Here is a 12761-nt window from a genome sequence, read left to right as displayed (position 1 = left end):
AGGAAATTTAGTTGGTCGGCGCCGTCCAGACGGCATCGCTGATGGTGATCGCCTTGGGGATCAGACCGAGCCTGAAGAAGCGGTCGGCGGTCTGCTGCTGGCTGGCGACGATCTCGGGCGTGACCGGTCCGATGCCGAAGGAGGCGCGGCCGGCGGCGAGCGTCTGCGCTTCCAGGGGTACGCCGGTCACCTCATGCAGCGCCTCGGCGACCTTGTCGCGGTTGGCGTCCGCCCAGACGGCGGCTTCCTTCAGCGCTGCGATCGTCGTCGAAACCGTCTCCGGGTGATTGGCGGCGAAATCGCGGTTGGCGAGGAAATAGGTATTGACCTTCAGCGTCTCGGCCGACGTCGTCAGGATACGCGGCTTGTAGCGCGTTTCGGCAATGGCGAAGAAGGGATCCCACACCGCCCAGGCGTCGACCTTGTCGCTGGCGAAGGCGGCGGCGGCATCGGCGGGGCTCAGATACACCGGCGTGACGTCCCTGAAGCCGACACCGGCCTGTTCAAGCGCTGCGACGACGAGATTGTGGGAGCTTGTGCCCTTGGCGACGCCGATCTTCCTGCCCTTGAGGTCGGCCACCGACCGGATCGGCGAGTCCGGCTTGACGAAGATCCCCTCGCCGGTGCCTTGCGACGGAAGGGCTGCGACATAGACGATGGCCGAGCCCGCCGCCTGGCCGAAGATCGGCGGCGCATCGCCGGTCCAGCCGACATCGATCGAACCGACATTCAGCGCTTCGACGAGCGGCGGGCCGGCGGTGAACTCGACCCAGGACACGCTGATGCCCTTCGGCTCCAGCGCCTCCTCGATGATCTTCTGCTGCCGGGCAATGACCGGCAGGCCGGTCTTCTGGTAGCCGATCCTGAATTCGGTGAGTTCGGCGGCGACGGCGCTGGAGGCTGCAAACAGGCCGGCAGCCAGCAGGCCGGCGCCGAAAATTCGTCTGGTGAGTGTGAGCATCGATCCCTCTTGTGGTTGGCGGAGGACGTGAGGTCTTCTCCGCAGAACATGGGATCATGCTAAATAAATCCACTTAGATCATAGAGTTTATTTATTTTGTAGATCAGGGGTGGCGGGAAATGGTTTTCCGCGATAGATGGTCAGGAGACCGGATTTTTGCTGGCCGGCAGGAGACGGGCGGTGCGACGTTCTCGTCGTTCTCAGGCTTCCGGCGGTACCGGTTTCGGATGACCGCTTTCATCGAGCGCCACCATCACGAACAGTGCGTCGGTGACCTTGTCCATGCGATCCGAAAGGTAGCGCTGCGCCCAGGCCTCGACCTTCAGCGTCATCGAGGTGCGGCCGACCTTGACGACATCGGTATAGATGCAGAGCGTGTCGCCGATCTTGACCGGCATCTCGAAGGCCATTTCCTTGACCGCGGCGGTGACGACGCGCCCGCGGGCCCGTTCGGCGGCGCGGATGCCGCAGGACAGGTCCATCTGCGCCATCACCCAGCCGCCGAAGATATCGCCGGCGGCATTGGCGTCCGCCGGCATCGCCAGCGTGCGCAAGGTCAGGTCGCCATTCGGTTTCGTCATGGTTCATCGTCTCCGTTTGGTCCGATGTAACCCAAGGAGGAGGCCTCGGAAAAGACCTGCGGGAAAATTCCGCTGGATCACCATCAGGGAAGTTTCGGGCCGAGGGTTAACAAAAGGTAGGTCGAATACCGTCAATTTTAGCCATCTATTGTTAGGGAGTTTGAAAATACGAGCGGTTATTGTGCAGTTCGACACTGCGGAGGGGTTTGCGTCCATGAAACATTTTCGAATTTCCGTGCGCCTTTATGCGCTGGTGGCGCTGGCGCTGCTGATAATGGCGGCCGTCATGGTGCTCGGCCTCGTCGAGGAGCAGGCAAAGCTGGTGACACAGCGCAAGGCGATGCTTGAAGCCATGAACGAGAACGCGATCGCCGTGTTCGACACCTATTACAAGCAGGAGCAGGCCGGCACGCTCAGCCAGGCGGATGCGCAGGCCCGCGCCGTCGAGGCGGTCGGCGCGATGCGCTATCAGGGCAACGGCTATTTCTGGATCAACGACATGCAGCCGAAGATGGTGATGCATCCGATCAAGCCTGCACTGAACGGTACGGACCTCACCGAAAACAAGGATCCGAACGGCAAGCATCTGTTCATCGAGTTCGTCAACACCGTCAAAGCCGACGGTAAGGGCTTCGTCGACTACTACTGGCCGAAGCCGGGCGCCGAGGAGCCGGTGCTGAAATATTCGCATGTCGCCGGTTTCAAGCCCTGGGGCTGGGTCGTCGGCACCGGCGTCTATGCCGACGACCTGGCTGCGATGTTCCGCGAAGGCCTGATGCATGTTGCCGTCATGTGTGGCGCGGCAGCCCTCATCATCCTGTTTGCCGCCTTCACGATCGTTCGCAGCGTCGTTCGCCCGGTCGAACGCCTGAAGGCCTCGATGCGGGCGATCGCCGACGAGGATGTCTCGGCCGAGGTGCCGGAAACCGACCGCAAGGACGAGGTCGGCCAGATGGCGCGGGTGCTGGTCGTTCTGCGCGACTCGGTCAAGGAGCGCATCGAGCTTCGAGAGCGTGAGGCCGAGCAGCAGAAACAGCTCGACGAAGAGCGCCGCAGCAACGAACACCGCCTGCAGTCCGGGGCGCAGGCGCAGGCCGATGCGATGGCAACGGTCGGCGCGGCGCTGGAAAAGCTGGCGAGCGGCGACCTGACGGCGGACATCGGCCGCATCGCGCCGGAATATTCCAAGCTGCGGCACGACTTCAACACGGCGGTGGCGGCGCTGCGCGGCGTCATCCAGTCGATCGCGCAATCGACCGAAGTGGTGCACGGCAGCGCCGGCGATATTTCGCAGGCCGCCAACAACCTGTCGCGCCGCACCGAGCAGCAGGCCGCAGCACTGGAGCAGACGGCCGCAGCGCTCGACGAGATCACCTCGACCGTCAAGAGCGCGTCGGACCGCGCCGCCGAAGCGCGCGAGATGGTCAACGAGACGAAGGGCAGTGCCGCCAGATCCGGCGAGATCGTCCGCAATGCGGTTGCCGCGATGAGCCGGATCGAGGGCGCGTCCAGCCGCATCAGCCAGATCATCGGCGTCATCGACGAGATCGCCTTCCAGACCAACCTGCTTGCTCTCAACGCCGGCGTCGAGGCGGCGCGGGCAGGCGAGGCAGGCCGCGGTTTTGCGGTCGTCGCCCAGGAAGTGCGCGAACTGGCGCAGCGTTCGGCCGGTGCCGCGAAGGAAATCAAGGAGCTGATCCGCAATTCGGCGAGCGAAGTCGAAACCGGCGTGACGCTGGTGCGCTCGACCGGCGATGCGCTGATGGAGATCGAGGCGCTGGTCAACCGCGTGAACGACCATGTGGCCTCGATCGCCACCGCCGCGCGCGAGCAGGCGACCGGTCTGGCCGAGGTCAACACGGCCGTCAACAGCATGGACCAGATGACCCAGCAGAACGCGGCGATGGTCGAGGAGACGACGGCGGCGAGCCAGACGCTGGCGCAGGAAAGCCGCGAGCTGAAGAGCCTGCTTGAGACCTTCCGCCTTTCCGCCACCACCAGCCAGACTGCCTACGGGCGGGCGGCCTGATCGCTTCAAAAAGACGGAAATGCCGATTGCCCGTGTCCGCAGGGACGCGGGCTTTTTCCGTTCCGGCGATAGCGCGAGGCGGCGGGTAGCGAGCGGCCAGCGCAGTCTTCGCCGCGATCGCCCGCGGCGATCGTCCGGCATCAGTTCCCCACGATGCGGATCGGCACGCCGTCGAGGATCCGGTCGAGGCCGGGAGTAGCACTTTCGCCGAAGCGCCTGCCGGCGGTGTTCAACCCGGCCCCGATGAGTCGGACGACTTCCGGAGAGCCAGCGAACTTCGAATGGCTACCCGAACTTGAATTGTCGATCTCGGAAAGGTCGATGACCGTGGGCCCGAGGCGTTCCAGCTCCTGCGCATCCGCCGCGCCGACACGCGGGACGCCCCCCGCGATACGACGCGAGAGACGAAGCGCGCTGTCGTCCCTGGAGATGAGGATATACATTTTCTCGCGCACGGCCTGCGGCAGCAGCCCGATCTGGGTGCGGAACAGGTCGATGTCGATGTCGGGAGCGGCCAGGATGAAGTGGTTGATGGTTTTGCGGCGACCGAGGTAGCCGGCCTGCTCGGCGTCGACGAGGCCCTCCATCATCAGAAACGCGCCCATGGAATGAGCGAAGAGGTCGGCACTCTCGGCCCGGGTCCGGACCAGGATGTCGGCCATCTCCTTGATCTTGACGCGCGCAACAAGCGCGCTGTTGAGGTCGTAGACGTAGCGGGGGGCCCTGGCCGCGGAGGCCCAGGTGAAAAGGACGGGCACGCCCTTAAAACCCGTGTCCTCGACGAACTGCGCCAGGCGAAGCAGGGCGTCACTCGTCGTGTTGTTGTAGCCGTGGATAAAGAGCAGCAGCTTGCGCTGGCCCGCCGGACGGGTGGCCAGTTCGCGGTTTATCTCCGAGATAAAGGCGTCGTCGCTCTTGTATATTACCGGATCGACGATCGTGAACTCGGTGCGCGGATCGGGAGGCAGGCGCTTTGCGCGTTCGAGCCGCCCCGGGGTGTGGATCGGCGGAACCGTGACTTCCACCGAGGCCAGGCCGAGCTCAGGCGCGCGGTTTGCCGAGTAGAATGCACCCACGACTTCGGTGGCTTCGCGCGTGGTGGTGATGAAGATGCGTTTGCGGCTGACGTCACGCACCGACGCGGCCGGGACTGCCGGATTGTCGATGCCTATGAGCTCCGGCGGGCGGCTGCAACCAGCAACCGCCAAGACCAGGAGTGCCGCTACAAAAGGCAGCGAGAGCGAGCGATTGCTGATGAATACCTCCAACGGCCGCTCTTGATCCGGCAGCCCGGTAACCTCGTCCCGGCACGAATGCTAGCAAGGATGTATTTTCGAGGCAAGCGTCGACACGATACGGGCATTTGCGGGCCCGGCCTTGACCATGGCGGGTTTGCAGCCAGAATGGCGCGGTGATTCAAGACGTTAAACGTCTGTTTGCAGCGCCACGAGGGCGCTGAAATCGGGAGGTCTGCCGGTGACGCCATTTCAAGGTGTGACGATCCGTATCGGGGCGCTGATGGCGCTGTCGCTCGGCGGGCTTTCGGCCTGCACCGTCGTCGACGAGCCGCGGCCGGAGCCCTCCTACCCGCAGATGTGCACGATGGAATACGACCCGGTCTGCGCCGATCGCGGCGACAACCGCAGGACCTTTGCCAATGCCTGCCAGGCACGGTCCAGCGGTTACCGCATCATCGGCCGCGGCGAATGCCGGCCGCAGCGGCCCGATTTCGGCGACGACCGGCCGCGGGTCTGCACGCGTGAATACTCTCCCGTCTGCGCCCGGCAGGGACGCCGCCAGCAGACGTTTTCCAATGGCTGCATGGCCGAGGCGGAAGGCTTCCGCGTGATCGGCCGCGGCGAATGCCGTCGCCCGGATCCGATCGACGATAGCGGCCTGCGTCCGGGCCGCGACCCCGATCGCCGGCCGCAGTCCTGCACCCGCGAATTCGCGCCGGTCTGCGCCCGCCAGGGACGCCAGCGGCAGACCTTTGCGAATGCCTGCACGGCAGAGGCCGAGGGGTTCCGGGTGATCGACAACGGCCCGTGCCAGTAAGGCGGGCACGCTGGTCTGACGATCGAACCGCCCCGTTGGGGGCGGTTTGCCATTGAAGACGGAAAACAGGAAGCTGGGGCATGTCTTTGCGCATTGTTTCATTAAACGCCTGGGGTGGCCGGGTTTATGCACCGCTGATGCGTTATCTCGTCGATGTGGACGCGGATGTGATCTGCCTACAGGAAGTGGTGCGCACGCCGGCTGCAACATCGGACTGGCTGGTCTATCGGGATCAGGACGTGGAACTGCCGCAGCGCGCCAATCTGTTCGACGAGATCCGCGCCGCGCTTCCTTCTCATGATGCGTTCTTCTGCCCGACGGCGCGCGGCACGCTGTTTGACGGTAACGAGGAAATTCCCTCCGAATTCGGGCTGGCGACCTTCGTGCGCCGAACGCTTGCCGTCATCGGCCAGGCCAGCGATTTCGTCCACGGCGAATTTTCACCGGATGGCTGGGGGCCGCATCCACGGGCCCGCAATGCCCATTGCGTCCGGCTGTTCAGCTATAAGGACGGCTTTCCGGTCACCATCGTCCAGATGCACGGCCTTCGCGATCTCAGCGGCAAGGGCGATACGCCGGCGCGCGAAAAGCAGACGGAGGCGCTGATCGAAATCATCCTCAATCTCTGGCGCCGCGATGAGCGGCTGGTGGTCTGCGGCGATTTCAATGTCCTGCCGGAAAGCGCGATGTTCGCCGCGCTCGCCGATCTCGGCCTCTCCGATCTCGTCATCTCGCGGGGGCACACGGATACGCGCACGTCCCATTACGAAAAACCGGGACGCTTTGCCGACTACATGCTGGTGACGCCGGATGTGGAGGTCGTCGGCTTCGACGTGGTAGCGCAGCCCGAAGTCTCCGACCATCGGGCGCTGCTTCTGGAGATGCGCTGATCTGTTTGGCATTTCTCGCAGGTTCTGATCGGAAATTCGTGGGACAGTTTTCCGAAACCTGCTTAGGATCGGCGCGCGCGCAGCCAGGGAGATGCCAGATGCCAATTGACGTGACCACGATCGGGTTCACCCAGAGCAGTGCCGCGGATTTCTTTGGCCGCCTGAGGCAGGCCGGCGTGAAGAGGGTCGTGGACATCAGGCTGCACAACACGTCGCAGCTCGCCGGCTTCGCCAAGGCCGGCGATCTGCCGTATTTTCTTAAAGAACTGTGTGGCGCGGATTACGTCCACCAGCCGCTGCTCGCACCCACCGAAGACATTCTCACCGCCTTCAAGAAGGAGAAGGGCGACTGGAACACGATGCGCCACCGGTTCATGGAACTGATGGCGGAGCGCCGCATCGAGAGCCGGCTTACGCCTGCCGCGTTCGCAGGGAGTTGCCTGCTCTGCTCGGAAGCCTTGCCGCACCAGTGCCACCGCCAGCTCGTCTGCGACTATCTCAACGGTAAATGGGGCGGGGCGCTCTCCGTCAGGCATTTGTGACGGAACTGCATGGCTTTTGTGCGCTTCGAGGCGGGCAGGGACCATATCCGCTAAGGGAACCGAAAGGCTTCGTTTACCCTGTTTGCATAAAATCTGCTGTCATCGCGACCTTTGCGAACCGGTGCCCGCCTTTCGACACAGGCTGACCTCAGGTTTCATGCGGGGCCGGGCGGATAGCGGATGGTGTGTTCCCGCACATCGTCAACAGGTGTAACTGCGTTGCGGCGTTCTTTCCGCTTCGACGCGCGGAGCAGTGGGCGGCGATGAGTATGGTTTCCCTTTTCCGGCGGCCCGCGCAGGTTTTCGTGCTGTCGCTTTCGCTGACGGCCTGTTCGACGGATGATTTGAGCCCGCCGGCCCGGATCGATTCGTCGGCCCGGGTCAACGCCATCCAACCGGTCCGTGATCAGGCACGGGGGAGGCGGGAGACGGCCTATCCCTCGGCGGCAACGCCGGTCAGCACGTTCTCCGAAAATTCCGACGGTGCCGTTCCCGTCGATCCGCGGATGCAGACCAGCGGGCGGCTGCCGATGATCGACAGCGAGCCGATGAACGAGGCGCAACAGCCGTCCGCGATGGCCAGCGTGCAGCCGATGACGGTCCCACCGGAAGGCGTCAACATGGACGCGATGCTGGGTGTCGAGCCGGCCTCGGCGCCGGTCGTCGGTCTTGCCGAGGAGCAGAACCGCGATCTGGCCGTGGGCAATGAAATCGCCGAGGGCAACACCAGCCAGCCGGTGGTCGGCGGCATCGGCGGCGATAACGTGCGGCAGCTCGGCGGACCGCAGAACGTTGTGGCTTCGGCAGAGGCCGATCCCGGCTATGACCCGGACCTGCCGCCCTTGAGCCCGGAGAAGATCGCCGCCGAGGAGGCGCGCAAGGCGCAGTTTCTCGAGCAGCAGCAGCGGGTGATGCTGCGCAGGCAAGAGGCGCAGGAAGAGCAGCAGGTGGCGTTCCTGCCACGGGCCGAAAACCCTTTGAGCGAACCGGATTTCACCGGTCGCATGCCAGCCTCCGAAGTCGCCTGCCGACAGCGGCTGAAGAAACTGCGGGTCGAGTTCAGGGACATTGCGCGCATCCATGACAGCAAGGCCTGCGGCATCGACTATCCGATCGAGCTCACCGGCCTTTCCGGCGGCATCGACGTCAAGCCCGCCGTCAAGCTGAATTGCGAGGTGACGGAAGCCTTTGCCCTATGGGTGAAGAACGAGCTCGCGCCGTCGGCCCGCTACCGCTACTTCTCCGGCGTCAAGACGATCAAGCCGCTCGGCGGCTATTCCTGCCGGACGATGAATTCGCGGCGCGGCAACCCGATGTCGGAACATGCCCGCGGCAATGCCATCGACGTCGGCAAGTTCGTGCTGAAGTCCGGCAAGGAGATCGATGTGCGCAAGCCGGGCTTCTTCGCCTTCCGCGAAAAGGGGCTGTTGAAGGCGGTGCGCAGCGACAGCTGCAAATATTTCAACACCGTGCTCGGCCCCGGCAGCGACCCGCAGCACAAGGATCACTTCCATTTCGACCTGCGGAACCGCAAGTCTGGTTACCGCCATTGCGATTGAGCCAAAGACGTCGGCGCAGCCGGCTTTCTCCTGAACTCCACGATGAGGGATTGCGGGGACTACTCGTCCGAGCGGGCCATGACGTTCTGCCGCAGTTCTTTTCTTGTAAGTTAACAATACATAATATATTTAATTGTTAATTGACTGAAGCTCAGGAGTTCGTCCCATGTCTTTGCAGGCCATCGCCCCGATTGCTGCGCAAAAACCGGATGTGCGGGGGTTTTACCATGCGCGGACCGGAAGCGTGCAATATGTGGTGTCCGATCCGCAGACAGGCGCTTGCGCGATCATCGATCCGGTCCTGGATTATGACGAGAAATCGGGGGCGACGGCCACCGTCGAGGCCGATGCCATTCTCGCCTATGTGGCGGAGCGGAAACTCAAGGTCACCTGGATCCTCGATACGCATCCCCATGCGGATCATTTTTCTGCCGCAGCCTATCTGAAAGAGAAAACCGGCGCGCCAACCGCGATCGGCGAACGCATCGTGGACGTGCAGCGGCTCTGGAGCGGGCTCTACAATCTGCCGGGCCTTGCCACGGACGGTTCGCAATGGGATCGGCTGTTTGCCGACGGCGATACGTTCAATGTCGGTCAGATCGAGGGAAGGGTGATGTTCTCGCCGGGGCATACGCTGGCCTCGGTCACCTATGTGATCGGCGATGCGGCCTTTGTGCACGATACGCTGTTCATGCCCGACAGCGGCACCGCCCGCGCCGATTTTCCCGGCGGGGACGCCCGGCGGCTGTGGGAAACGATCCAGGCGATCCTGTCGCTGCCGGAGGACACGCGCATCTTTACCGGACACGATTACCAGCCGGATGGCCGCCCGCCGCTGTGGGAAAGTACGGTCGGCGCCGAGAAGCGGGACAATTCGCATGTCGCCGGGCGCAGTGCCGAGGATTTCATCCGCCTGCGCAAGGCGCGCGATGCAACCTTGCCGATGCCGAAGCTCATCCTGCATGCGCTGCAGGTCAACATCCGCGGCGGCAGGCTGCCCGAGCCGGAGGACAATGGACGGCGTTATCTGAAAATTCCGCTTGATGCACTGAGCGGCGGCGCCTGGGAGTAAGCACATGAACACAGCACCGCCCACCCAGCCGCACCTGCGTGCCGACATGGCAGCCCGCGCCACGGACGCCGCCGAGTTTTTGCGCATCCTTGCCAATCCGAACCGGCTGATGATCGTCTGCACGCTGGTCGAAGGGGAGCGCTCGGTGAGTGAGCTCGAGGGACTGCTCGGCATTCATCAGCCGACGCTGTCGCAGCAACTGGGTGTTCTTCGCGATGGCGGTTTCGTCGAAACGAGGCGGGATGCCAAGCAGATCTTTTACCGCCTGACCGAAGATCGGGCCGCGCGCCTCGTCACCGCCCTCTACGACATCTTCTGCGCCGATGGAGGCCGCCTATGAGCGTATATCTGATCTCGCTTGCCGGCGGCATGCTGATCGGCCTTTCGGCGGCGATCCTGATGCTGGCGAACGGCCGCGTCGCCGGAATAAGCGGCATTGCCGGACGGCTTCTGCAGGGCCGGCAACCGGGCGTGGGCGCGGCGTTCGTGGCCGGCCTTATGCTTGGTCCCATAGCCTATCGGCTGATCGCCGGGGCATGGCCGGCCGTGACGATCCAGGCCTCGACGCCGCTGCTCATCATTGCCGGCCTGCTCGTCGGCTTCGGCTCGCGGATGGGTTCCGGCTGCACCAGCGGCCATGGCGTCGTCGGGCTGGCGCGGCTGTCGCCGCGGTCGCTCGCTGCCGTCGCGACATTCATCACAGCGGCGGTGTTGACCGTATTCCTGATGGGAGCGATTTCATGACAAAGCCTGCCGGACCACGGATGATCGCCGCCCTGGTTTCCGGGCTCGTTTTCGGCCTCGGCCTGTCTTTGTCCGGAATGCTCGATCCCGGCCGTGTGCGGGGTTTTCTCGACATCACCGGTGCCTGGGATCCGAGCCTTGCCTTCGTTCTCGGCGGCGCGGTGGCGGTCGCGGCTCTGGGCACGCTTCTCGCCAGACGCATGGCCGCGCCGTTGCTTGACGACCGGTTCCACCTGCCGGAGGGCCGGCTGATCGACCGTCGCCTGGTCGTCGGCTCGGCCATCTTCGGCATCGGCTGGGGCATTGGCGGGCTTTGCCCAGGACCGGCGCTGGCATCACTGTCGCTCGGGCTGCCGGCAACGGTCTGGTTTGTCGTTGCCATGCTGGCGGGCATGATCGTTCACGACCGTTTCGTGGTGCCAAGGACATGAGCGCCACCCTTGTCGCTACGTTCGGTTCGGGTGGCATGGTCGGCCCGGTCTCGTCAGTGGAGCAAGATCGATCCTCGCCGTGCCGCTGCCGCTCTACGCCGATGCATCTGCCTATTTTTTGCGATGCCGGGGTGAACATTGCCGCAGAAAGGTCCATATAGAGCGTCTCTTTCCGCACGTATCCCTCCGGAACACACTTCATGGCCCCCATCGTTTCCGTTTCCAATCTGGTGAAAACCTATGCGTCCGGCTTTCAGGCGCTCAAAGATGTCAGCCTCGAGATCGAGGAGGGCGAAATCCTTGCGCTGCTTGGCCCGAACGGCGCCGGCAAGACGACGCTGATCTCGATCATCTGCGGCATCGTCAATCCGACGAGCGGCGAGGTCAAGGTCGGCGGCTACGACGTCGTCAGGGATTTTCGCGAGACGCGCTCGATCATCGGCCTGGTGCCGCAGGAACTGACGACCGACCAGTTCGAGACCGTCTGGAACACGGTGTCCTTCTCGCGTGGCCTGCATGGCAAGAAGCCGGACCCGGCACATATCGAGAGGGTGCTGAAGGACCTGTCGCTCTACGACAAGAAGGACAACATGCTGCGCGAGCTTTCCGGCGGCATGAAGCGACGGGTGCTGATCGCCAAGGCGCTTTCCCACGAGCCGCGCATCCTGTTTCTCGACGAGCCGACGGCGGGTGTCGACGTCAACCTGCGCAAGGACATGTGGCAGGTGGTCGAGAAGCTGCGCGCCACCGGCGTGACGATCATCCTGACCACACACTATATCGAAGAGGCGGAAGAGATCGCCGATCGCGTCGGCGTCATCAATGGCGGCAAGATTCTGTTGATCGAGCAGAAGACGGAACTGATGAAGAAGCTCGGGCGCAAGGAACTGCGCGTCGACCTGCAGGAGCCGATCTCGACCATCCCCGAGACGCTCTCCGGCTACGAACTGACGATCGAGGATGAGGGGCACTCGCTGATCTACGATTACAACACGGCAAGCGAGCGCACCGGCATCACGACGCTTTTGACGGCCCTGGCCGAGGCCGGGATCAGGCTGAAGGACATCTCGACACGGCAAAGCTCGCTCGAGGATATTTTCGTGGAACTGGTGGGAGCACGCGCATGAACCTCGAAGCGGTCAAGTCGATCTATTTTTTCGAGATGGCGCGGACAAGGCGCACGCTGCTGCAGAGCGTCGTCTCGCCGGTCATCTCCACCTCGCTCTATTTCATCGTCTTCGGCGCGGCGATCGGCACACGCATCCAGCAGATCGACGGCGTCTCCTACGGCGCCTTCATCACGCCCGGGCTGATCATGCTGACGTTGCTCACCCAGTGCATCGGCAACGGTTCCTTCGGCATCTATTTTCCGAAATTCACCGGCACGATCTACGAGATCCTGTCGTCACCGGTTTCGATGACCGAGATCGTGCTCGGCTATGTCGGGGCGGCGGCGACCAAGGGGGTGATGATCGGCACGATCATTCTGGGAACGGCGGCGCTGTTCGTCGACCTGCATATCGCCCATCCCCTGGTGATGATCCTGTTCTTCGTGCTGACGGCCATCACCTTCAGCCTGTTCGGCTTCATCATCGGCATCTGGGCCAAGGATTTCGAGCAGTTGAACCTCATTCCGATGCTGGTGATCCCGCCACTCGTCTTCCTCGGCGGCAGCTTCTATTCGATCGACATGCTGCCGCCCTTCTGGCAGGCGGTCAGCCATTTCAACCCGGTGCTCTACCTGATCAGCGGCTTCCGCTGGAGCTTCTTCGAGATCGCCGACGTCAATCCGGCGGTGAGCTTCTCGATCATCGTCGTGTTCCTGGCGGTGCTGATGGGATTGCTGACGTGGATCTTCAGGACGGGGTATCGGTTGAGGAATTGAGGGGGAGTGAGC

13 protein-coding genes and 1 pseudogene are annotated in these 12761 nt (G+C 63.5%); 11 read left to right on the top strand and 3 right to left on the bottom strand.

Annotation, left to right across the window (positions count from 1 at the left end):
* Positions 1-7: 7 nt before the first annotated feature.
* Positions 8-961: a sulfonate ABC transporter substrate-binding protein gene (locus tag JNB71_RS02650; RefSeq protein WP_220370281.1), complete on the bottom strand. Its 954-nt coding sequence runs from the start codon at positions 959-961 to the stop codon at positions 8-10.
* A 200-nt stretch (positions 962-1161) separates the two neighbouring features.
* Positions 1162-1542: an acyl-CoA thioesterase gene (locus JNB71_RS02645; protein WP_220370280.1), complete on the bottom strand. Its 381-nt coding sequence runs from the start codon at positions 1540-1542 to the stop codon at positions 1162-1164.
* Between the two features lie 214 nt (positions 1543-1756).
* Here JNB71_RS02645 and JNB71_RS02640 point away from each other — a divergent pair, with 214 nt between their 5' ends.
* Positions 1757-3571 carry a methyl-accepting chemotaxis protein gene (locus tag JNB71_RS02640; RefSeq protein WP_220370279.1) on the top strand — a complete coding sequence of 605 codons (1815 nt, stop codon included), beginning with the start codon at positions 1757-1759 and terminating at the stop codon, positions 3569-3571.
* Positions 3572-3711: 140 nt separating this feature from the next.
* Here the strand turns inward: JNB71_RS02640 and JNB71_RS02635 are convergent, their stop codons facing one another.
* Entirely contained in the window at positions 3712-4839 is a 1128-nt protein-coding gene (locus JNB71_RS02635) for an alpha/beta hydrolase (RefSeq protein ID WP_223215727.1), read from the bottom strand.
* A 208-nt stretch (positions 4840-5047) separates the two neighbouring features.
* Here JNB71_RS02635 and JNB71_RS02630 point away from each other — a divergent pair, with 208 nt between their 5' ends.
* From JNB71_RS02630 to JNB71_RS02585, 10 genes and pseudogenes are all read left to right on the top strand, one after another.
* Positions 5048-5626 carry a Kazal-type serine protease inhibitor domain-containing protein gene (locus JNB71_RS02630; RefSeq protein ID WP_431027960.1) on the top strand — a complete coding sequence of 193 codons (579 nt, stop codon included), beginning with the start codon at positions 5048-5050 and terminating at the stop codon, positions 5624-5626.
* 80 nt (positions 5627-5706) lie between these two features.
* Complete coding sequence (locus JNB71_RS02625; protein ID WP_220370278.1) at positions 5707-6516, top strand: endonuclease/exonuclease/phosphatase family protein; 810 nt, start codon at positions 5707-5709, stop codon at positions 6514-6516.
* Positions 6517-6614: 98 nt separating this feature from the next.
* Entirely contained in the window at positions 6615-7058 is a 444-nt protein-coding gene (locus JNB71_RS02620; RefSeq protein WP_220370277.1) for a DUF488 family protein, read from the top strand.
* Between the two features lie 263 nt (positions 7059-7321).
* On the top strand, positions 7322-8617 hold the full coding sequence (locus tag JNB71_RS02615; RefSeq protein ID WP_220370276.1) for an extensin family protein: 1296 nt from the start codon (positions 7322-7324) through the stop codon (positions 8615-8617).
* 193 nt (positions 8618-8810) lie between these two features.
* A pseudogene (locus JNB71_RS02610) lies at positions 8811-9689 on the top strand (MBL fold metallo-hydrolase); the annotation flags it as partial.
* A gap of 4 nt (positions 9690-9693) precedes the next feature.
* Positions 9694-10029: an ArsR/SmtB family transcription factor gene (locus JNB71_RS02605; RefSeq protein WP_220370274.1), complete on the top strand. Its 336-nt coding sequence runs from the start codon at positions 9694-9696 to the stop codon at positions 10027-10029.
* Entirely contained in the window at positions 10026-10433 is a 408-nt protein-coding gene (locus tag JNB71_RS02600) for a YeeE/YedE family protein (RefSeq protein ID WP_220370273.1), read from the top strand. Before JNB71_RS02605 ends, JNB71_RS02600 begins: the two co-directional genes overlap by 4 nt.
* A complete protein-coding gene (locus tag JNB71_RS02595) occupies positions 10430-10864 on the top strand; it encodes a YeeE/YedE family protein (protein ID WP_220370272.1) in 435 nt (144 codons plus the stop codon). Before JNB71_RS02600 ends, JNB71_RS02595 begins: the two co-directional genes overlap by 4 nt.
* A 200-nt stretch (positions 10865-11064) precedes the next feature.
* Positions 11065-11991 carry an ABC transporter ATP-binding protein gene (locus tag JNB71_RS02590; protein ID WP_220370271.1) on the top strand — a complete coding sequence of 309 codons (927 nt, stop codon included), beginning with the start codon at positions 11065-11067 and terminating at the stop codon, positions 11989-11991.
* The gene (locus JNB71_RS02585; RefSeq protein WP_220370270.1) at positions 11988-12749 is read left to right on the top strand and encodes an ABC transporter permease; all 762 of its coding nucleotides are present in this window, start codon (positions 11988-11990) and stop codon (positions 12747-12749) included. The genes JNB71_RS02590 and JNB71_RS02585 overlap by 4 nt, the downstream gene beginning before the upstream one ends.
* The last annotated feature ends 12 nt before the right edge of the window (positions 12750-12761 follow it).

Origin of the sequence: Rhizobium herbae (assembly GCF_019511375.1) — a bacterium.
GTDB lineage: Bacteria > Pseudomonadota > Alphaproteobacteria > Rhizobiales > Rhizobiaceae > Pararhizobium > Pararhizobium herbae_A.
Note: the sequence above shows the minus strand (reverse complement) of the source record. Positions and strands in the feature narration are given on the sequence as shown.